11 protein-coding genes and 2 CRISPR repeat arrays (1 of these 13 only partly in view) are annotated in these 21,685 nt (G+C 72.8%); of the genes, 10 read left to right on the top strand and 1 reads right to left on the bottom strand.

Annotation, left to right across the window (positions count from 1 at the left end; translation table 11 throughout):
• Positions 1-158 precede the first annotated feature (158 nt).
• Genes HCJ94_RS23265 through HCJ94_RS23240 form a run of 6 tightly spaced genes read left to right on the top strand, consistent with a single transcriptional unit; the run spans position 159 to position 5,748 of the window.
• Complete coding sequence (locus tag HCJ94_RS23265) at positions 159-1,019, top strand: STAS domain-containing protein (RefSeq protein ID WP_168003171.1); 861 nt, start codon at positions 159-161, stop codon at positions 1,017-1,019.
• Positions 1,019-1,432 carry an STAS domain-containing protein gene (locus HCJ94_RS23260; RefSeq protein WP_168003170.1) on the top strand — a complete coding sequence of 138 codons (414 nt, stop codon included), beginning with the start codon at positions 1,019-1,021 and terminating at the stop codon, positions 1,430-1,432. Before HCJ94_RS23265 ends, HCJ94_RS23260 begins: the two co-directional genes overlap by 1 nt.
• Positions 1,429-1,848 carry an ATP-binding protein gene (locus HCJ94_RS23255; RefSeq protein WP_168003169.1) on the top strand — a complete coding sequence of 140 codons (420 nt, stop codon included), beginning with the start codon at positions 1,429-1,431 and terminating at the stop codon, positions 1,846-1,848. The genes HCJ94_RS23260 and HCJ94_RS23255 overlap by 4 nt, the downstream gene beginning before the upstream one ends.
• A complete protein-coding gene (locus HCJ94_RS23250; RefSeq protein ID WP_168003168.1) occupies positions 1,845-2,861 on the top strand; it encodes a SpoIIE family protein phosphatase in 1,017 nt (338 codons plus the stop codon). The genes HCJ94_RS23255 and HCJ94_RS23250 overlap by 4 nt, the downstream gene beginning before the upstream one ends.
• A complete protein-coding gene (locus tag HCJ94_RS23245; RefSeq protein ID WP_168003167.1) occupies positions 2,858-4,207 on the top strand; it encodes a sensor histidine kinase in 1,350 nt (449 codons plus the stop codon). The genes HCJ94_RS23250 and HCJ94_RS23245 overlap by 4 nt, the downstream gene beginning before the upstream one ends.
• 2 nt (positions 4,208-4,209) lie before the next feature.
• Positions 4,210-5,748 (top strand): SpoIIE family protein phosphatase, encoded by a 1,539-nt coding sequence (locus HCJ94_RS23240; protein WP_168003166.1) that lies wholly within the window; start codon positions 4,210-4,212, stop codon positions 5,746-5,748.
• Positions 5,749-5,868: 120 nt separating this feature from the next.
• On the opposite strand, the gene HCJ94_RS23235 is transcribed toward HCJ94_RS23240, so the two are convergent.
• Positions 5,869-6,714: a helix-turn-helix domain-containing protein gene (locus HCJ94_RS23235; protein ID WP_168003165.1), complete on the bottom strand. Its 846-nt coding sequence runs from the start codon at positions 6,712-6,714 to the stop codon at positions 5,869-5,871.
• A 31-nt stretch (positions 6,715-6,745) separates the two neighbouring features.
• Between HCJ94_RS23235 and HCJ94_RS23230 the strand changes: the two genes are divergently transcribed.
• The 4 genes from HCJ94_RS23230 (at position 6,746) to HCJ94_RS23215 (ending at position 11,094) form a co-directional block, all read left to right on the top strand.
• Positions 6,746-7,138 (top strand): TIGR03086 family metal-binding protein, encoded by a 393-nt coding sequence (locus HCJ94_RS23230; RefSeq protein ID WP_168003164.1) that lies wholly within the window; start codon positions 6,746-6,748, stop codon positions 7,136-7,138.
• Between the two features lie 85 nt (positions 7,139-7,223).
• On the top strand, positions 7,224-7,952 hold the full coding sequence (locus HCJ94_RS23225; RefSeq protein ID WP_168003163.1) for an NUDIX hydrolase: 729 nt from the start codon (positions 7,224-7,226) through the stop codon (positions 7,950-7,952).
• Positions 7,949-9,103 (top strand): 5'-methylthioadenosine/S-adenosylhomocysteine nucleosidase family protein, encoded by a 1,155-nt coding sequence (locus tag HCJ94_RS23220; protein WP_168003162.1) that lies wholly within the window; start codon positions 7,949-7,951, stop codon positions 9,101-9,103. The genes HCJ94_RS23225 and HCJ94_RS23220 overlap by 4 nt, the downstream gene beginning before the upstream one ends.
• On the top strand, positions 9,103-11,094 hold the full coding sequence (locus HCJ94_RS23215; RefSeq protein ID WP_168003161.1) for a hypothetical protein: 1,992 nt from the start codon (positions 9,103-9,105) through the stop codon (positions 11,092-11,094). The genes HCJ94_RS23220 and HCJ94_RS23215 overlap by 1 nt, the downstream gene beginning before the upstream one ends.
• Positions 11,095-12,627: 1,533 nt before the next feature.
• Positions 12,628-12,964: direct repeats of the CRISPR family, unit length 37 nt; unit sequence GTTGCGATCCTCGCCCGGCGAGTGGGCCGGGCGCAGC.
• Between the two features lie 190 nt (positions 12,965-13,154).
• A CRISPR array of direct repeats spans positions 13,155-21,685; the repeat unit is 37 nt; unit sequence GTTGCGATCCTCGCCCGGCGCGTGGGCCGGGCGCAGC (it continues 373 nt past the right edge of the window).

The following is a 21,685-nucleotide window of genomic DNA, read 5'->3' as shown; positions in this document are numbered from 1 at the left end:
AGACCTCCCGTTATCGGGGAAACGGTATCCCACGATCGGGGTGGCACGCAGATCGGGAGCGATGTCCGGAGGCGCCCGTCATTCCTTTGCACCTCGGCAAGTAGTTGACGGGTGTGCGGTGATAGAGTCCGCCCGGTCCAGGCCGAGGGGGTTTTGCCATGGCGTTGAGCGCCGAGGAGAGCGGTCGACTGGCGGGTCTGTTGACCAGCCACGACGACCAGGTCACACAGCGATGGACCGAGATTGTCACCGGCTCACTGCGGGGGCGGCTCAGCCAGGCCGAGCTGCGCCGGCAGGTGCAGGAGCTGCACCGCGCCATCGTGACGGTGAGTGAGCAGGGCGACCTCGACCTGGAGTCCGAGCGTGCGGCCGAGCTGCGGGCGGTTCTCGCCGAGCTGTCCCAGGGCCGCGCCCGGCAGGGCTTCTCCGCCACCGAGACGGCGGTGAGCGTGTTCGCCCTCAAGGAGGTCCTGCTGGAGCTGCTCGACGCCGAGCAGAACCCCACCGCGCTCCGCGACTACGTGGCCTTCTCCTCCCTGATCGACGAGATGGGCCTGTTCACCTTCGAGAGCTTCGTCCGGACCCGCGAGAGCCTGATCGCCGACCAGGCCGAACAGCTGCTGGAGCTGTCCACCCCGGTGGTGAAGCTGTGGGAGGGCGTGGTCGCCGTCCCGCTGGTCGGCACCCTCGACTCCGCCCGCGCCCAGGTGGTGATGGAGCGGCTGCTGCAGACCCTGGTCGACACCGGCTCGCCGTACGCGATCATCGACATAACCGGCGTGCCGGCGGTGGACACCCAGGTCGCCCAGCACATCCTCAAGACCGTGGTGGCCGCCCGGCTGATGGGCGCCGACTGCATCATCTCCGGCATCCGCCCGCAGATCGCGCAGACGATCGTTGCTTTGGGCATCGAGTTCGGTGACATCGCCACCAAGGCCAGCCTCGCCGACGCGCTGCGGCACGTGCTCCGGCTGACCGGGGTCGAGACCAGCCGCCGCGCCTCTCGCCGGGAGGCCTGATGGAGCGGGTGCCGATCCTCAAGATCGGCGACATCCTGCTGGTCTCCATCCAGGTCGACATGTCCGACCAGACGGCCGTCCAGCTCCAGGAGGACCTGGCCGAACGGATCGTCGCCACCGGCTGCCACGGCGTGGTCATCGACATCACCGCCCTGGACATCGTCGACTCGTTCGTCGGGCGGATGCTCTCCACCATCGCGTCGATCTCGAAGGTGCTCGACGCCGAGACGGTGGTCGTCGGGATGCGGCCCGCGGTCGCCATCACCCTCGTCGAGCTGGGGCTGTCACTGCACGGCATCCGTACGGCCCTGAACGTCGAGCGGGGCATGGAGCTGATCGCGAGCGCACGCGCCGACGAGTACGCCGAGAACCTGGACGCCGAACCGGACGCCGAGACGACGGCCTCGCCGTGACCACGGGCCTGGAGCTGGGCCAGCCGCAGGCGCAGGCGATCCACAGCGACGAGGACGTGGTCCGCGTCCGCCAGCTGGTGCGGACGGTCGCGGTCGCGGTCAAGCTCTCCCTGGTCGACCAGACCAAGCTGGTCACCGCCGCGAGCGAGCTGGCCCGCAACACCCTCGTCTACGGCGGCGGTGGCACGGTCGAGGTGGCCACCGTCGACAACGGCAGGCGGCGCGGTGTCCGGATCATCTTCGCCGACACCGGTCCCGGCATCCCCGACCTCGACCTGGCCCTCACCGACGGCTACACCACGGGCGGGGGGCTCGGTCTCGGGCTCAGCGGTGCCCGCCGGCTGGTGGACGAGTTCGACATCCGTACCGCTCCGGACGCGGGGACCACGGTCACCGTCATCAAGTGGTCCCGATGACCGGCGACGCGGTCTCCGACCGCGGCACCTGGTTCCGGGTCGAGGCCGGCAGCACCGCCAGCGCCGTACGACGGGCGGCCGAGCGGCTCGGCACCGAGCTGGGCTTCAGCCCGGCCCGCACCGCCGACCTCGCCATCGTCGCCGCCGAGCTGACCAGCAACCTGGTCAAGCACGCCGACGACGGAATGCTGCTGCTCCGTCCGGTCCGGGCCGAGCGGGAGGCCGGCGTGGAGCTCATCGCCGTCGACTCCGGTCCGGGCATGGCCGACCTGACCGTCTCCTCCCGGGACGGCCACTCCACCACCGGCACGCTCGGCATCGGCCTCGGCGCGATCGCCCGGCAGGCCACCTGGTTCGACGCGTACTCCCGACCGGGCCGTGGCACGGTGCTCGCCGTGCAGGTGTGGCAGCCGGACGCCCGGCCCGGACCGCCGTGGGTCGGTGCGCTCACCCGGCCGCTCACCGGGGAGTCGGTCAGCGGCGACGGATACGCCTCGCGGGTCGTCGAGGGCCGGCGTCAACTGCTCGTCTGTGACGGCCTGGGGCACGGGCCGCTCGCGGCCGGGGCCACCGGGGCCGCGATCGACGCGTTCCACCGGGCTCCCGCCGCGTCGCCCGCCGCGGTCGTCCAGCACATCCACCGGTCCATCGGACACACCCGCGGTGCCGCGCTCGCGGTCGCCGAACCGGATCCCACCACCGGCGTGCTGCGGTACGCCGGCGTGGGGAACATCGCCGGCGCGGTCGTCGCGGCGGACGGGCGGCGGCGGGGTCTCGTGTCGCTGCCCGGCATCGTCGGGCACCAGCGCCCGGTGGTCCGCGAGTACGACTACCCCCTCCCGCCCGACTCGCTGGTCGTGATGCACAGTGACGGGGTGGTCGATCGTTGGCAGCTCGACGACTACCCGGGTCTCGCCGGGCGGTCGCCCCTGGTGGTGGCCGCGACCGTGCTGCGGGACGCCGGCATCCGCCGCGACGACACGTGCGTCCTGGTGGCCCGGGGGGAACCGTGACCTGGCCGCTGCTGCAGATGGGGCTGCGCGTCGAGCACGACATCTTCGTCGTCCGGCAGCGGGGCCGGGAGGTGGCGGCGGCCGTCGGTCTGGAGCACCAGGACCAGGTACGCGTCGCCACCGCGCTCAGCGAGGTGGCCCGCGACCTGCTGCGGGCCGTCGGCGGGGCGGACGTGACGTTCACGGCCGTCCCCGACGCCGTTGACGGTAGGCACCACCTCAGGATCGAACTCGCCCCGGTCGGGCAGCTCCCCGGCGGCCGGTACGAGCCACAGTCGGGTGCCGTGGCGCGCCTGGTGGACACGCTGGACGTGGTGGCACGAGAGGGGGATACGGTCGTGAGGATGTCCCGACGTGTCCCCGTCACCGCCGTGGCGCTGACCCCCGAGCACCTCGCGGAGCTGCGCGCCGACCTGGCCCGCAGCGCGCCCGGCAGTGCCCTGGACGAGTTGGCCGCGCAGAACGAGCAGCTCATCGCCGCACTCGACGAGGTACGCACCCAGCGCGACGAGCTGGCCGTGCTCAACGAGGAACTGGCCGAGACCAACCGCGGGGTGATGGCGCTCTACAACCAGCTCACGGAGGAGCTGGAGGAGACCAACCGGGGCGTGGTGGCCCTCTACGGCGAACTGGACGAGAAGTCGGCCCAGCTGCGCGCCGCGAGCGAGTCGAAGAGCCGGTTCCTCGCCAACGTCAGCCACGAGCTGCGGGCACCGGTCACCGCGATCATCGGGCTCGCCCGGCTGCTGGCCGACTCCGCCTCCGACCCGCTGACCGCCGAGCAGGCCCGGCAGGTCGGGCTGATCCGTTCGTCCGCGGCCGACCTGCTCGCCCTGGTCAACGAGCTGCTCGACCTGGCCAAGGCCGAGTCCGGGCGGATCGAGCCGGACTGGGCGGAGGTGGACCTGCGGCCGATCTTCGGTCAACTGCGCGGCACGTTGCGGGCGCTCGCCACCCGCCCGCAGGTCGAGCTGGTGGTGGAGGAGCCCCCGGCCCCGGCCATCCTGCGTTCCGACGCGGTGCTGCTCGCCCAGGTGCTGCGTAACCTGCTGCACAACGGGCTCAAGTTCACCGAGCGCGGCGAGGTGCGGCTGCGCGCCCGGCGCGCCGACGACCGCTGGCTGCTCCAGGTGTCGGACACCGGCCAGGGCATCGCCCCGGAGCTGCACGACCGGATCTTCGAGGAGTTCTACCAGGTGCCCGGCGCCACCCGGGTCGGTGGCACCGGTCTCGGCCTGCCGTACGCGCGGCGCCTGGTCACGCTGCTCGGCGGCACGCTGGAGGTGACCAGCACGCCCGGCGCGGGCAGCACCTTCACCGTCTCCCTGCCCGTGGGCGGAGTCTGACGGTGGACGGCGGTCCCGCGACCGTCCTGGTGGTCGACGACAGTCGCACCAAGCGGTACCTGCTGGTGAGCTGGCTCTCCCGGGCCGGCTTCACGGTGCTGGAGGCGGAGACCGGCGGCGAGGCGCTGGCGCGGGTCGGGGTGGACCCGATCGACCTGGTGGTGCTCGACGTCCGCCTGCCCGACCTCAGCGGGTTCGAGGTCTGCGAACGGATCAAGACGGACCATCCGGCCATGCCGGTGATCCACGTGTCGGCGCACGCCGTGGACGTGGTGGACCGGGCGCAGGGGCTCACCCGGGGCGCGGACGCGTACCTGGCCGAGCCGATCGAGCCCGAGGAACTGGTCGCCACCGCACATGCCGTGCTGCGTTACTACCGGGCCCGGCAGCGGGCGGAACTGCTCGCCGAGCGGCTGCTCGGGCTCGCCGACACCACGGTCGCCGTGCACGCCGCACCGACCTTCGCCCGGCTGCTGGAGGAGGCGGCCGCCGGTGCCGCGCAGATCTTCCGGAGCCCGGCCGTCGTGATCGCCGAGACCTTCGACGGAGACTGTCTGGCCGGCGTCGCGGCGGGGCCGAGCGTCGGGGCGGGCGTCGTGCCGTGGGTCGTCGACGACTCGGGCGTACCGACCGGAGCCACGGTCCGGGTGGACGACCCGGCCCGGTGGGGGCTGGTCGACTGGCCGGCCGGCGACACGGTCACGGTGGCCGCCGCCCGGCTGCGCGAGGACCGGGCCCCGCTGTACGTGGTGGTGCCGACCGCCACGCAGACCGCCCGTACGCCGGTGCTGGTGCAGCTCGCCCAGGCCGTCGCGGCGGCGGTGGAGGCGCAGCGTTCCTTCGACGAGGAGCACCGCATCGCGGTCACCCTCCAGCGCAGCCTGCTGCCCCGCCGGATCCCGGAGATCGCCGGGCTCGACCTCGCCGTGCGCTACGAGCCGGCGAGCGCCCAGACCGAGGTGGGCGGGGACTTCTACGAGCTGGTGATGCTCGACGGTCATCTGCTGCTCGCCATCGGTGACGTGGCCGGGCACTCGCTGCACGCGGCGACCGTGATGGCCGAGCTGCGGCACGCCGTACGGGCGTACGCGGTCGAGGGGCACCAGCCCGGCGAGATCCTGCACCGGGTGAACGAGATGATGCGGACGCTGCTCCCGGCCGAGCTGGCGACCATCTGCGTCCTGCTGCTGCACCCGGGCACCGGCCACGTCCGCATGGCCACCGCCGGCCACCTGCCGCCGCTGCTCCACTCCGACGGCCGGGTGGAGTTCGTGCAGCAGAGCGCGCCGCTGCTCGGGGTCCGCGCGCAGCGGCCTCCGGACCTGGAGTTCGTGCTGCCGCCCGGCGCCACCCTGGTCTTCTACACCGACGGCCTCATCGAGCGGCGGGACGCCACCATCGACGAGGGCCTGAGCGCCCTGGCGGCCGCCGCCACGCGGATCGACGACGACCTGGACCGCTTCTGCGCGCGGCTCCTTGTGGAGTTGGCCCCGCCCGAGATCCACGACGACGTCGCCGTGGTGGCCCTCCGCCGCCGCTGACCCCACCCGCGCCCGTCGCGTTGACCGTCACCGGCCAGGGCGGCGAGCCGTGACGGAACGTCAGGGGCGGCGGTGCGGTGGTATCGCGACGTCGCCGGGTGGGACGTCCGGTCGGGGGGGTCAGGTGAGCGAGCGGGCGTAGGCGGCCGGGGTGCGGCCGGTGACCGCGCTGAACTCGCGGACCAGGTGGGACTGGTCGCTGTAGTTGAGGTCGGCGGCGAGACGCGCCCAGTCGAGGGGCCCTCCAGCGGCCTGCTCGATGGCCTCCTGGAGGCGGTAGCGGCGGATCACCCACTTCGGACCGACGCCGACGTGCGTCAGGAACAGCCGTTGGAGGCGGCGGACCGAGGTGCCGTGGCGGCGGGCGACGTCGTCGACGCGGACCACCGTGCGGTCGCCGCGGATCGATTCCACCAGGTCGATCACCTCGTCGTTGACCGGGTCCGGCTCAGGCGCCCAGCCGGTGAGCAGGGCGTCCAGCGCGCGGCAGCGCTCGGCGTCCGTACCCGCGCAGTGGCCGGCGGGGGACGGACCGGCACCGGTCGAGTCGGCGCCGGCCACGGCGGCGGCCGGCGGCCAGCGGTCGGCCAGCGTGGCGAACGGCCAGCGGCCCCCGGTCAGCTCGGCCACCGGCCCGCGCCAGAACGGATGGAAACCGCCCGGCCGGAACTGCACCCCGCTGACCCGCCCGCTGCCGGCGAGGGTGATGGAGAAGAGCTGCCGCCCGACCCCGGCGACCTCGCCGGACTCCGGGCCGTCGCCGTCGCGGCGGAAGACCACGTTCACGGCGGGATGCGGCACCACCTGCTGGGCGAGCGGCTCGGTCAGATCCCAGTCGATGAGCCAGTAGTGCTCCACCCAGCGGCGCAGCTGCGGGGCGGGCAGATGCCGGCGGAAGCGGACCGCCCGGCGCAGCCGCGCCGGGTCGAGGATCCCCCGGTCGTCCGCGCGCGGCTGCTGTCGCATTTCTTCAAGACCACCTTCATACGCTGGCCCTATGGCCACACACACTAGCGACCTCCTGGCGGCCGCCGCCCCGCGAACCGTCGCCGTGGTGCGCGGCATCGCCGACGACCAGCTCGACCTGCCCACGCCGTGCGCGGAGTTCACGGTGCGCGACCTGCTGAACCACCTGTTCGAGGTGGTGGTGAACTTCCAGGGGTTGGCGGCGAAGCGCCCCGCCACGTGGGCCGACAAGCCCGACCACCTGGGCGACGGATGGCGGGACCGGTTCGAGACCGAGACGCGACGGCTGATCGACGCCTGGTCAGACCCGGCCAGCGTGGAGGGCGTGTCGCCCGGCATGGGGATGCCGCAGGAGACGGTCGGCGGGATGGTGCTGCTGGACCTGACCGTGCACGGCTGGGACCTGGCCGTAGTCAAGCGTTGATAGAAGCCAACCGTGTGCGCAGAGCGCTGAAATCCGACACTCGGCGGTCTTCCTGTCAGAGTGACAGTAAGTCTATGGTCGATTCATGTCTGACGATCGTTGGGTCCCGCCGACCGTCCTTCTTGCGGTTGACCTCGTCATCCTCACCTTGCGGAAGTCCTGCCTTCATGTGCTGTTGATCGAGCGCGGGGTTGAGCCCTATCAGGGCGCCTTGGCCCTGCCTGGCGGTTTCCTCGGCCACGAGAAGGAAGACCTCGTGACGGCTGCCCATCGAGAGCTTGCCGAGGAGGCGGGCTTGGGGCCGGATCAGTTGCACCTCGAACAACTTGGCGTCTACGGTGCGCCGGATCGTGACCCCCGAGGGCGGGTGGTTTCTGCGGCGTACCTGGCCATTGCCCCTCGACTACCCGAGCCGGTCGCCGGCACCGACGCATCCCGGGCGTGTTGGACGTCGGTGGAGCGGGCGTTGTCCGGTGACGCGCAACTCGCCTTCGATCATGAGCAGATCCTGACCGATGGGATCGACCGGGCGCGGGAGAAGTTGGAGCGCTCGGCGCTCGCCACCGCCTTTTGTGGTCCAACCTTCACGATCTCCGAGCTTCAGGAGGTCTACGAGGCGGTGTGGGGCGTGCCGCTCGATGCGCGGAACTTCTACCGGAAAGTGCAGAGCGTGGACGGCTTCATCGTCCCCGCCGGGCCGAGTCGCAAGACCGATGGTGGGCGTCCCGCTCGGCTATTCCGTCCCGGGCCCTGCACGACTCTTCACCCTCCGATGATGCGACCCCTCAGCCAGGCAGACAGGGAGACAGCGTGAGCACGAACAGCGGTCTCGTCGTGATCCTCACGGCGCTGGACCTCGAATACGCAGCGGTCCGTGACCAACTGACCGACCTACGTGTACGGCGGCACCCCGCCGGCACCCGCTTCGAGGTCGGCCGGATCAGTCAAAGCGACTGCCGGGTCGCCTTGGGGCTGGTCGGTAAGGGCAATCATCCGGCCGCGGTGCTCGCCGAGCGGGCGATGGCCGAGTTCTCCCCGGCCGCTGTGCTGTTCGTGGGAGTCGCCGGTGGCCTTTGGCCCAACATCCGACTCGGTGATGTCGTCGTCGCCAGCAAAATCTACGCCTACCACGGCGGCACCAGCGAGGACGACGGTTTGAAGGCCCGACCGAAGGCGTGGGAGATCCCCCACGAGGCCGACCAGATCGCCCACCACGTCGACAGGTCCGCCGCGTGGCGCCGGGGTCTTCCCGTAGGCGCAGCGCCCAAAGTCCACTTCGGGCCGATTGCGGCAGGGGAAGTGGTGCAGGATTCGGGAATCTCGGAACAGGCCCGCTGGATCCGCCAGCACTACAACGACGCGGTAGCGATCGAGATGGAAGCGGCCGGTGTGGCCCAGGCGGGCCATCTCAACCGTGCCCTGCCCGTGGTGGTCGTGCGCGGCATCAGCGACCACGCCGACGGCAGCAAGGCAGCCACGGACGGACAGGACTGGCAACCGAAGGCCGCACGCCACGCCGCCGCGTTCGCCACCGCACTGGCGCGAGAACTGATCATCGACGGGCCGGCCAGCCGAGGCGGCGCGGACCGGGACGGGAGCCCCACGATGCCAATGACCAACCGCAACATCGCCACCGGGAACGCCCACGTCGGGGTGCAGGCCGGGCAGATCTACGGCAACGTCACCGTCGGCGCTGGCGCCGATCAGCCGATCGACTTGGCAGCGAGCATCACGGACCTGCGAACCCACCTCAAGCAGGCCCACCTCGACGGACAGTTGGACGAAGAGACCTACGCCGCCGCAGAGGCGGAACTGGAAGCGGCAACGGCATGCGTCTCGGCGGGCACAGCCGAGAAGAAGAGTGGCCTGATGGTCGCGCTCAAGCGGTTACGGGGCCTGGTAGCTGACGTGTCTGAGCTGGCCGCGCGGCTCGCGGTGATCATCGCCATGGTGCGGGATCTGTGATGACGACCCCGACCGCGACCAACGTCGCCCAAGGAGATGCGCACGTTGACGTACAGGCAGGCGTAGTCCACGGTGACATCAACTTTTACCGGCTGCCGCCAAACCCGAGTCCGGAGGAGCAGTTCGCCTTCGCGCTGAGGTATCTCGACGCGCGGGTTCGTGATCAGGCGCGCGAGCTCATCGAAAAGGCGGTCGCAGGTGGGTATGTGACCACGGAGGTCCAGTTCTACCGGCTGATCGCCCTGTTGAGCGGACGCACCCTGCGCCAACTCGCCCCCGAGGAGCTGGATCGCCTCACCGCCATCTGCGCCAGCCTGCCCCATCTCGACGACCATGACGAGTGGACTGCGGGGTTGAAGGTAATCATCCGCCTCCTGGCCCCCGTCGGCGCCGCCGAGACGGATCTCGTGGTCAAAGAGATCGACGCGCTGAACCGACGGCAACGCGACGGGATCTACGGCCACCTCGAGGCGCTACTCGAAGGCGCGATGCAAGAAGAGATGTGGCGGAAGTCCGTCGCCCTGGCGGACTCGCAGCGCACAGCGGAGGACCGATTCAACCGCGTCTGGAAGTTCTTTCACCCCACACCCGCGCAGCCTCGGACCCTGCCGGTGCAACCCGCTGCTGTTGCGCTGCGCGACTGGCTACGCGCCGGCGCTGGCGCGGCCGTGTTCACTCTCGCCGTGGTGCAGATGATCGTGCTGGTGACGGCCCGCGGCACGCTCGACCCGTTCCTCGGTCTACTCGCCGCCCTGGTCGGACTGGCCACGTTTTGCGTCGGTGGGGCGGACCGGTACTACCGCGGAACACGGCTGCGCGCAAAGGAAGCCCAGATCCGTCCACCCCGGCAGCGGCGACGAGATGCACCACCGGGAGGCTTCGCCCGCAAGGTGGACCGGCTCTTCGACCGCTACTTCCGCCGATACGTGCCCGAAGGAACCGACCGAGCCTACTGGCTCGACCAGACGGCGGGGATCCGGCGGCACCTCCGCGATGAGGTGGTCGAGCTCTACCGGGAACAGCGCATCGAGGCCGAACGGGTCGCCTGGCTCGTCCGACACCTGGTGGGAGATGTCCGAGGGCAATGGGAACGAGACACGCTGACGGCGTACCGCCAGCAGCTGCGTAACCCCGCCAGGACCACGGCCCTCCACGTCGGCGGACTGGCCCTCCTTGCCGCGGGGAGCCTCTGGGCCGTTCCTGCCGTCGTGACCAGCGCCCCCTTGTCCGGCACAGGCTGGTTCCTGCTCGCGGTGGCGTCCGCGGTGCCGGCGGTGCGCTCGTCGTTCCGGATCGTCGCCGAGCGCCGCAGGGTCGCCGACGACCATGCGGAACGCAACGACAAGGACACGGCCCGCTGGGCGGCATACCACCGGTGGTGCCACAAGCTGTCCGACAAGCCGTCGGACACCGAGATGGCCACCTGGTTGGAAAGCGACCGCAAAGTCCTGGTCGACCAGGCCATGCAGCAGTACCGACTCCGCCCCAGCCAGGTAATCGCACACGCCTTCATCGAGGCGCCGGCACCCTCATGCAAAAAGGCCCGCTACCCGCAAGGACCATGGCGGTACTCCCGGTATCGCCTGCTGCTGTTTCTCCTCACCGACGACGGCGTCCGGCAGGTCAACATCGATCTCGACTTCGAAACCTCCGCAAGCCACACCACCCAACGGCTCAACTACCGTTTCGACGCCGTCGCCGCCGTACGGATCGACGGCATCGCCACCCGACAGCAGACCTTCGAGCTGACTCTGTTCAACGGAGAGCCCATCTCAATCCGAGTGAGCGATCCTGACAACGGGACGCTCCAGCACGACGAGAACCCAACCAAGATCGCTGAGTTATCGCTAGACGCTGCCGGGCTCAGTCACACCCTGCACGTCCTCGAAGGCGTCGCCGCCGAAGGCAAGGAATGGGTCAAACACCGACGCGACCGCGCAGACGAAAGGCTTGCCAACCTCGCGAGCGCCGTACGCGGGCTGCTCGATTAGGTCAGGGCGGTATAACCTTATTGCCGAGATTGGGTAGAATTCGACCTATTTGGATGGTGCACCTTCACGGTAGTCAAGAATCGAAAGAAGCCATACGGGTTCTGGTTCGGTCGATCACACCCTGCATCACGGCATCAGCGGTCGACCCGCGTACTTGTGGTGCCGTCGACGGGGTTGCGATCCCTCGGCGGCGCAAGGGCCGGCGCAGCAAGGCGGTCAGCGCGTCCGGCGTGACCGGTCCGTCATCGCGATCCCCGCTCAGCGCGAGGGCCGCGCGCAGCGGCCATGATCGAGCTGTCCGCGTACTCACAACCCGGGGGCGGGGGCCGGGCACAGCAACGGACGACAACTATCTGTTGCGATTCTCGCCCCGTGCGAGGGCCGAGCGCAGCCTGCTCCCGCCGGCCGAGTCGCAATCCGGTCAGCGTCGTTGCGATCCTCGCCTGGCGCGAGCACCGGGCGCAGCAACTTGGCGTACTTGTAGGCGTCCAGCGACACCTGGTCGTTGCGATCCTCCCCGACGCGAGGGCCGGGCGCAGCGCACCAGCGCGATCTGGGGGGTCGGCGGCCATCGGGTTGTTGCGATCCTCGCCCGGTGCGTGGGCCGGACGCAGCCACGAGATCCCACTGAGAAGAGGAGGAGTCCCGATGCAGTTGCGATCCTCGCCCGGCGTGTGGACCGGGCGCAGCTACCAGTACGACACCACGCAGGTGATCGTGTGGGAGCGGTTGCGATCCTCGCCCGGCGCGTGGGCCGGGCGCAGCGCTGCTCGTGCGGGTCGTCGATGTCTTCCCAGCGCGTGGGCCGGGCGCAGCGGCGATCCCGGGGACCGGGGTCAGCGACGCCAGGTCGGTGTTGCGATCCTCGCCCGGCGCGTGGGCCGGGCGCAGCTAGTCGTCGGTGCGGGTCCACGGTAGGCCCCGCTCGGCGTTGCGATCCTCGCCCGGCGCGTGGGCCGGGCGCAGCGCGTACCGCGAGGCTTTCAGGCCCGCGCCCTCGCCCCGTTGCGATCCTCGCCCGGCGCGTGGGCCGGGCGCAGCACCAGGGCCTCGGTCAGCTCCGGGTACGCCGGCGCGACGTTGCGATCCTCGCCGGGCGCGTGGGCCGGGGGCGCAGCCGTGGGCCGGGCCCACGGGTCCGGCCCGCCCTTCCCTGGTTGCGATCTTCGCCCGGCGCGTGGCCCGGGCGCAGCCACCTGCGAGGCCGCGGGTCGTGACGCCCTCCGTCGTGACGTTGCGATCCTCGCCCGGCGCGTGGGCCGGGAGCAGCCGTTGAACGTCGCGACGAGGGCCTGCCAGCGGCGGAAGTCGCGATCCCCGCCCGGCGCGCGTGGGCCGGGCGCAGCCGGCGGTGGCTCGGGCTATGAGCAACACCTACACCAGGGCGTTGCGATCCTCGCCCGGCGCGAGGACCGGGCGCAGCACCAAGACCATCTAGATCCACTTCTTCGGCTTCTACATGTTGCGATCCTCGCCAGCGCGGGGGCCGGGCGCAGCTTGTTGATCCGCCGCCGCTTGGCGCGTTGATGAAGTCGTTGCGATCCTCGCCCGGCGCGGGGGCCGGGCGCAGCCTCGCGCTGGCCTAGCCTGTCCTCGGTCGTCAGGCGGTAGTTGCGATCCTCGCCCGGCGCGGGGGCCGGGCACAGCTCGGGCCGCGGTGCCTCGCCCATGCCTTTCAACTCCCGGTTGCGATCCTCGCCCGGCGCGGGGGCCGGGCGCAGCGGTACGGGCCCTTGATGTGGCGCAGCAGCTCCGCCGGGTTGCGATCCTCGCCCGGCGCGGGGGCCGGGCGCAGCTACCGGACTACGCCACGGCCCGCGATCTGGACGCGACGTTGCGATCCTCGCCCGGCGAGTGGGCCGGGCGCAGCGCGCCGTCACCCTTCGACCCGGCGATCAGGTCGGTGGAGTTGCGATCCTCGCCTGGCGAGTGGGGCCGGGCGCAGCGTCGTCTCCTTCGGCTCCCACCCGAGGTACTCGGCGCAGTTGCGATCCTCGCCGGCGCGTGGGCCGGGCGCAGCCCGCAGGTCCCCGCGTGGTGCAACCGCGCCATGCTGTGGCCGTTGCGATCCTCGCCCGGCGCGTGGGCCGGGCGCAGCGATCATGGCGTGCCGGAAGTCGTACAGCTCCCGGGCCACGTTGCGATCCTCGCCCGGCGAGTGGGCCGGGCGCAGCTGGCCCAGGGACTGGAACTCCTGGAGCAGTGGGTCCTGGTTGCGATCCTTGCCCGGCGCGTGGGCCGGGCCAGCGCACCAGCGCGATCTGCGGGTCGGCGGCCATCCGGTTGTTGCGATCCTCGCCCGGCGCGTGGGCCGGGCGCAGCCCGCGCACGTCGGCCCTCGACATGTCCACGCCGGCGTGGTTGCGATCCTCGCCCGGCGCGTGGGCCGGGCGCAGCTCCATGACTACCTGGACCACAACCCGTCCCGTGCGGAGTTGCGATCCTCGCCCGGCGCGTGGGCCGGGCGCAGCGCCGCCCATCTCGTCCCACAGCCGCCGGCCGCCGGCCCGGTTGCGATCCTCGCCCGGCGCGTGGGCCGGGCGCAGCCCGCGGGGCCATCGACACGAACTGGCTGTACCGGTTCCCGTTGCGATCCTCGCCCGGCGCTTGGGCCGGGCGCAGCATTTCCCCTCCCTCGTCGGTGATGACCACGATCGCCGGGTTGCGATCCTCGCCCGGCGCGTGGGCCGGGCGCAGCCACTGCTGCGCGGCGTTGCAGCGGTCGGAGAAGGACACGTTGCGATCCTCGCCCGGCGCGTGGGCCGGGCGCAGCCACCCATGTGGCGGGGTCGGCGGCGATGGAGGCGCCGTTGCGATCCTCGCCCGGCGCGTGGGCCGGGCGCAGCCCGGTCGTGATGACCCGCATGTGCACGCCGCTCGGGCCGTTGCGATCCTCGCCCGGCGCGTGGGCCGGGCGCAGCCGCTACCGGGTGTTCGCTCGGCTGCGCACCACCAACCTGTTGCGATCCTCGCCCGGCGCGTGGGCCGGGCGCAGCTCGTCGTGCCCTGGGTCAGTCGCTGGTACCCATCAGGTTGCGATCCTTGCCCGGCGCGTGGGCCGGGCGCAGCCTCGGGGGCGTCGCCGAGGCTGTCCAGGAACGCGGCGTTGCGATCCTCGCCCGGCGCGTGGGCCGGGCGCAGCTCACCAGCCTCCCGCGGGCCGCACGCCACTGCACCCTGTTGCGATCCTCGCCCGGCGCGTGGGCCGGGCGCAGCGGTCGGGCATGGTGACGGCGATGTAGGCCAGCAGCCGGTTGCGATCCTCGCCCGGCGCGTGGGCCGGGCGCAGCTCGCTCGCGACTCCGGCGCATCCCTAGACCAGGTGCAGGTTGCGATCCTCGCCCGGCGCGTGGGCCGGGCGCAGCGACGACAACGAGGCGGCCGGTCGGCCGGTCGCCGAGCGGGTTGCGATCCTCGCCCGGCGCGTGGGCCGGGCGCAGCTTTCCGGGCGAGCGACAGTACGTGGCAGGCGACCGAGCAGTTGCGATCCTCGCCCGGCGCGTGGGCCGGGCGCAGCTACCAGTACGACGCCAACCAGGTGATCGTGTTCGAGCGGTTGCGATCCTCGCCCGGCGCGTGGGCCGGGCGCAGCGCCCACCGCTGTCTCGATCAGTACCCGATCGCAGGGAGTTGCGATCCTCGCCCGGCGCGTGGGCCGGGCGCAGCGTCGAGGCGTGCGGCAAGGATCCGGGGGAGTGGCTCGGTTGCGATCCTCGCCCGGCGCGTGGGCCGGGCGCAGCGTCCTCCTCCATCTCACCCGACCACATCTGGTGGATGACGTTGCGATCCTCGCCCGGCGCGTGGGCCGGGCGCAGCAACCTGATCGGCCGGGAAACCGTCTCTGGGGCGGCGAAGGTTGCGATCCTCGCCCGGCGCGTGGGCCGGGCGCAGCTTGCAGGCCGCTATCAACGCCGCCGCCGCCATTCCCGATGTTGCGATCCTCGCCCGGCGCGTGGGCCGGGCGCAGCTGGTGGTACAGCGACGCAATCGACTCGACCTGGCCCTCGTTGCGATCCTCGCCCGGCGCGTGGGCCGGGCGCAGCGTCGCGGGTGCCGACGGTGTCGTGGGGGACGCAGTAGGCGTTGCGATCCTCGCCCGGCGCGTGGGCCGGGCGCAGCCCCCGCCACGCCGACGCAGCCGACCAGGCGAAGCAGTTGCGATCCTCGCCCGGCGCGTGGGCCGGGCGCAGCCCGGTTGATCTGGGCGAGGTCGGTGGTGGCGTCCTTGTTGCGATCCTCGCCCGGCGCGTGGGCCGGGCGCAGCCTGCGTAGGGGCCTTGCACCGGCTGCAACCCCACCTGGTTGCGATCCTCGCCCGGCGCGTGGGCCGGGCGCAGCTGGGAGACGGTGGCGTGTATGCACGACTGGTGCCTGTTGCGATCCTCGCCCGGCGCGTGGGCCGGGCGCAGCCCGGGTGCCGGCGGATGACCAGCTCGTTGCCGACCGGGTTGCGATCCTCGCCCGGCGCGTGGGCCGGGCGCAGCTCCCGGATGAGCACCACGGCGGCGGCGGTCGTCACGGTGTTGCGATCCTCGCCCGGCGCGTGGGCCGGGCGCAGCCCGACGTTTCAGCACCGGCATGGGGCGTCGTGGGAGTGGTTGCGATCCTCGCCCGGCGCGTGGGCCGGGCGCAGCTGTTGTGGTCGTGCCGGCCCAGCCCGGCGGACACGGAGTTGCGATCCTCGCCCGGCGCGTGGGCCGGGCGCAGCACCGCATGCTGCGGGAGGCTGTCGCCCAGGACGCCGTGTTGCGATCCTCGCCCGGCGCGTGGGCCGGGCGCAGCTCCCGCCTCCCGTCGCCGCGGCGCGTACCCCGATGAGGTTGTTGCGATCCTCGCCCGGCGCGTGGGCCGGGCGCAGCTCACCGACGTCATCCGCCTCGACGGTGACTACCTCGTAGTTGCGATCCTCGCCCGGCGCGTGGGCCGGGCGCAGCTCGCGCCGGTGCGCGCGGTGGTGGTGGACAACAACCGGTTGCGATCCTCGCCCGGCGCGTGGGCCGGGCGCAGCGTTCCGGCTGGCCTTGCCGCGCCGCACGGCCGCCTTGTTGCGATCCTCGCCCGGCGCGTGGGCCGGGCGCAGCGCCGGCACCGTCAACGGACGACCCCGACCGCGCTGCAAGTTGCGATCCTCGCCCGGCGCGTGGGCCGGGCGCAGCCTGGCCGCCACGTCTGGATCCGGTTGCCCCGGGTGGTGTTGCGATCCTCGCCCGGCGCGTGGGCCGGGCGCAGCGCCGGGTCGACGTCGCGGCGGGCGCGCCAGGCGGTGTTGCGATCCTCGCCCGGCGCGTGGGCCGGGCGCAGCGCGCGGGCGGCGGCAAGAGCAAGGCCAAGAACCTCACCGTTGCGATCCTCGCCCGGCGCGTGGGCCGGGCGCAGCGCCTCGCGAAGCAGGCCCGCGACATCCTCGACGCCGCGGAGTTGCGATCCTCGCCCGGCGCGTGGGCCGGGCGCAGCGGTCATCGGCTCCGGCGGTCGGCGGAGGCCTCGGTTGCGATCCTCGCCCGGCGCGTGGGCCGGGCGCAGCTCCGGGCTCGATGTGGGTGGCGGCGCCGGAGTCGGCCCGTTGCGATCCTCGCCCGGCGCGTGGGCCGGGCGCAGCTCAAGGCGCATCGGAAAGGGCACCGGAAAGAGCGAATGTTGCGATCCTCGCCCGGCGCGTGGGCCGGGCGCAGCGTCGTTGACGCTGCGCGACTGGCAAGCCGTTCTTGACCAGTTGCGATCCTCGCCCGGCGCGTGGGCCGGGCGCAGCACGATCTCGGAGTAGCTGTCGCCCTCGCCGGTCTTCTTGTTGCGATCCTCGCCCGGCGCGTGGGCCGGGCGCAGCAGCAGGTCGACGGCGGCGGTGTAGAAGGGGGCGGAGTTGCGATCCTCGCCCGGCGCGTGGGCCGGGCGCAGCGCGCCTCGTCGGCCGGGTGACGGCGGTTCCAATCGGCGGTTGCGATCCTCGCCCGGCGCGTGGGCCGGGCGCAGCTGTTCGGGGAGGAGCCTGCGGCCCCGGCAGGTGCATGGTTGCGATCCTCGCCCGGCGCGTGGGCCGGGCGCAGCACGCGCACACGTAGCCGGCGCGCTGGAGGCACCAGACGAGGTTGCGATCCTCGCCCGGCGCGTGGGCCGGGCGCAGCTTATCGAGGTTCTTCTTGCGCATCGCGTCGAAGAGAGTTGCGATCCTCGCCCGGCGCGTGGGCCGGGCGCAGCACCTGCGAGCTGCTTCGCCGCCCCCTGCACGTCGGCCGGGTTGCGATCCTCGCCCGGCGCGTGGGCCGGGCGCAGCGTCCGAGCTGCCGCGCCCCGTCCTCGGTTTCGCGCAGGGGTTGCGATCCTCGCCCGGCGCGTGGGCCGGGCGCAGCTTCTCGGCACGTACCGGCCGGTGGACATCCTCGTAGTTGCGATCCTCGCCCGGCGCGTGGGCCGGGCGCAGCATCAGGTACGCGGTGCCATCGCCTCGCCCTTCCCAGCGTTGCGATCCTCGCCCGGCGCGTGGGCCGGGCGCAGCGCGCCTCGGCCGCGAGCCGGGCGGCCGGGTCCAGGGCCGTTGCGATCCTCGCCCGGCGCGTGGGCCGGGCGCAGCGACGTACGCCGATGATGAGTACGGACTGCTGGTGCCTGTTGCGATCCTCGCCCGGCGCGTGGGCCGGGCGCAGCCTCGCGGCCGGGGCCATCTCGGCGAGCAGCACCGTGTTGCGATCCTCGCCCGGCGCGTGGGCCGGGCGCAGCCCTTCACGGCGGGTCACGTCGTCGGCGAGCCGCTGCAGTTGCGATCCTCGCCCGGCGCGTGGGCCGGGCGCAGCGCTCGACGTGCTGGCTTCCATCGCCCGAACTGTTGAGGAGTTGCGATCCTCGCCCGGCGCGTGGGCCGGGCGCAGCCCGGAAGAAGTCCTTCAGGTAGCCGCTGACCTTCTCGTTGCGATCCTCGCCCGGCGCGTGGGCCGGGCGCAGCCTGACATCCTGCCGAACGCCTGGACGTACACGGTCAAGGTTGCGATCCTCGCCCGGCGCGTGGGCCGGGCGCAGCCGCCGGGAGTGGAAGGCGTGGCTGGCGGAACAGAAGCCGTTGCGATCCTCGCCCGGCGCGTGGGCCGGGCGCAGCACCGCCTGGGGACGTTCAAGCCGAAGGGCACACGAGAGTTGCGATCCTCGCCCGGCGCGTGGGCCGGGCGCAGCCTCTCCACAGGTACGCGCGCCGGTCGGCGCGCGAGCGGTTGCGATCCTCGCCCGGCGCGTGGGCCGGGCGCAGCGGCCGTCACGCCGGTCACGATTTAAGGGCGACCTAACGGTTGCGATCCTCGCCCGGCGCGTGGGCCGGGCGCAGCTTGCGCGCGTGCCGCCTCGCGTACATCGAAGAGACCCCTGTTGCGATCCTCGCCCGGCGCGTGGGCCGGGCGCAGCGACTGGTTCGCGGCCGGTGGCACGCTCAAAGCGCTGGTTGCGATCCTCGCCCGGCGCGTGGGCCGGGCGCAGCGTACGGGTTCCGGCTCGGACTGGTGCCGATTGAGAGTGTTGCGATCCTCGCCCGGCGCGTGGGCCGGGCGCAGCTCCACCGGCCAGCAGATCATGTACGCGTCGCCGTAGGTGTTGCGATCCTCGCCCGGCGCGTGGGCCGGGCGCAGCCTGCGCCTCGCCCGCGTTCGGATCGTTGTGGGTCCACGGGTTGCGATCCTCGCCCGGCGCGTGGGCCGGGCGCAGCATGCGCGAGGTGTGCCGGCTCGCGGACAGGTACCGAGTTGCGATCCTCGCCCGGCGCGTGGGCCGGGCGCAGCTTCGTGCGCAGACCAGAGAATCTTCCGCTCACCGAACAGGTTGCGATCCTCGCCCGGCGCGTGGGCCGGGCGCAGCGCGCAAGCAACAGGCGGAGGTCCGCAGGCTGGTCAAGGCGTTGCGATCCTCGCCCGGCGCGTGGGCCGGGCGCAGCGTGCCGCTGCCCGGCTACGTCGTGACCGCAATCGACCGTTGCGATCCTCGCCCGGCGCGTGGGCCGGGCGCAGCCGTTCGAGCAGGCCCTGGACGACACCGCCGAGGCGGCGTTGCGATCCTCGCCCGGCGCGTGGGCCGGGCGCAGCTAGACCGCGACCGCCGCCGCGTCGCGCCGCACGAGGTCGTTGCGATCCTCGCCCGGCGCGTGGGCCGGGCGCAGCCGCGTGGGCCGGGCCCCATCTTCGTCTTCTACGTTGGTTGCGATCCTCGCCCGGCGCGTGGGCCGGGCGCAGCCCGGGTCGGCCGCGACCGGAACGCGTCGGCTGGCGTGGTTGCGATCCTCGCCCGGCGCGTGGGCCGGGCGCAGCTGGGTGGCCGGAGTGGACTCGCTACCCGGACGACGAGTTGCGATCCTCGCCCGGCGCGTGGGCCGGGCGCAGCCGCCCTCTGTAGCAACGTGTTCTGACCCTAGACAGCAAGTTGCGATCCTCGCCCGGCGCGTGGGCCGGGCGCAGCGCACGTCACCGGTCACGTCACAGTCACGGGAGACCGCGTTGCGATCCTCGCCCGGCGCGTGGGCCGGGCGCAGCCCTCGACCGTGCCGGCATGACCTGCGTCGGCCAGGTCGAGTTGCGATCCTCGCCCGGCGCGTGGGCCGGGCGCAGCGGCCGTCGCCATGCGCGGCCTGCACGAGCTACAGGACGTTGCGATCCTCGCCCGGCGCGTGGGCCGGGCGCAGCGCCGTCGCGCGCCCACTGCTGCCCGGGATACAGCGGGTTGCGATCCTCGCCCGGCGCGTGGGCCGGGCGCAGCGAGCAGAAGACCGAAGCCGAGAAGCAAGCCGGCCGAAGGAGTTGCGATCCTCGCCCGGCGCGTGGGCCGGGCGCAGCGATGGCGCTCCCGGTGGTGGTGACGCCAAGGTCAGCGTTGCGATCCTCGCCCGGCGCGTGGGCCGGGCGCAGCGCCTCCTCCGTGGTGCCCCACTGCGTCTTGCCCACCGGCGTTGCGATCCTCGCCCGGCGCGTGGGCCGGGCGCAGCTTGTTGTCAGTGTTGTTCTTGTACAGGTGGATGGGGTAGTTGCGATCCTCGCCCGGCGCGTGGGCCGGGCGCAGCCGGCAAAGGCCGGGTGGTGGTGCTGACGGCGGAGGTGTTGCGATCCTCGCCCGGCGCGTGGGCCGGGCGCAGCCTGTTCGTTGTGGCCTACGCCCACGGCCTCGATGGGGTTGCGATCCTCGCCCGGCGCGTGGGCCGGGCGCAGCACCAACCCGCTCAACCGAGCAAAGGAGCACACCAGAAATGTTGCGATCCTCGCCCGGCGCGTGGGCCGGGCGCAGCGCCCGACCCGCCTCGACGATCACGGGCGCGAGCTGCGTGTTGCGATCCTCGCCCGGCGCGTGGGCCGGGCGCAGCGCGACGCCCTGCGACAAATCCTGCTGGTCGCTCTCGGCGTTGCGATCCTCGCCCGGCGCGTGGGCCGGGCGCAGCGTCGTACCCGTGGTCGCCGTGTTGGCCACGCCGGCGTTGCGATCCTCGCCCGGCGCGTGGGCCGGGCGCAGCCACAGCCGCTCGGCGCCCCATGCCGCGAGGGTGACGGCGTTGCGATCCTCGCCCGGCGCGTGGGCCGGGCGCAGCATGAGCTATCGCAAGGGTGACCCGAACGCCGAGGGGTTGCGATCCTCGCCCGGCGCGTGGGCCGGGCGCAGCCAGGTAGCGGATCACCGGCCCAGGCTCACCATCGCCAGTTGCGATCCTCGCCCGGCGCGTGGGCCGGGCGCAGCGCCTGCTCGACCGGCGACCACCCGTGGATCTGGACATAGTTGCGATCCTCGCCCGGCGCGTGGGCCGGGCGCAGCACCGGGCAGGCCGCGACCGGCGGCGGCGGGTCGGCGGTGTTGCGATCCTCGCCCGGCGCGTGGGCCGGGCGCAGCGCCAGCGCGCCGATGACGTGCGACTCGCAGGCGTAGGCGGTTGCGATCCTCGCCCGGCGCGTGGGCCGGGCGCAGCACGTGACGCTCGTGGTGACGTAGTCGGCTGGCGGCATGTTGCGATCCTCGCCCGGCGCGTGGGCCGGGCGCAGCCCGTACGGCTGTCCGCCCGGGGGAACCTGCTGCGCGGGTTGCGATCCTCGCCCGGCGCGTGGGCCGGGCGCAGCCTTGCTGATCTTCAGTTGGACGGACGTGCCGCCGGCGTTGTTGCGATCCTCGCCCGGCGCGTGGGCCGGGCGCAGCGCGGCCAGGCCCCGCAGCACGGGGCTGGTGGTGCCGTTGTTGCGATCCTCGCCCGGCGCGTGGGCCGGGCGCAGCGTGGACACCTCCCCGCCTGCGCCGGATACGGCAAACGTCGTTGCGATCCTCGCCCGGCGCGTGGGCCGGGCGCAGCTCGTCACTGGCACGCGCAGCGCAGCCCCTCGCACCGGGGTTGCGATCCTCGCCCGGCGCGTGGGCCGGGCGCAGCCTCGGGTCAATCCTCGGGGTCAACCTCGCCCGGGTCATCGTTGCGATCCTCGCCCGGCGCGTGGGCCGGGCGCAGCTCGGGCGCGGGCTGCGCGTGGATCCGCTACGCCCGTACGTTGCGATCCTCGCCCGGCGCGTGGGCCGGGCGCAGCCTCGTGTCGCGCCTCGTACACGTCCCGGAGCACGAACGTTGCGATCCTCGCCCGGCGCGTGGGCCGGGCGCAGC

The sequence above is a fragment of the Micromonospora thermarum genome (assembly GCF_012034245.1).
Lineage (GTDB): Bacteria > Actinomycetota > Actinomycetes > Mycobacteriales > Micromonosporaceae > Micromonospora > Micromonospora thermarum.
This window is presented reverse-complemented; position numbering and strand designations above follow the sequence as displayed.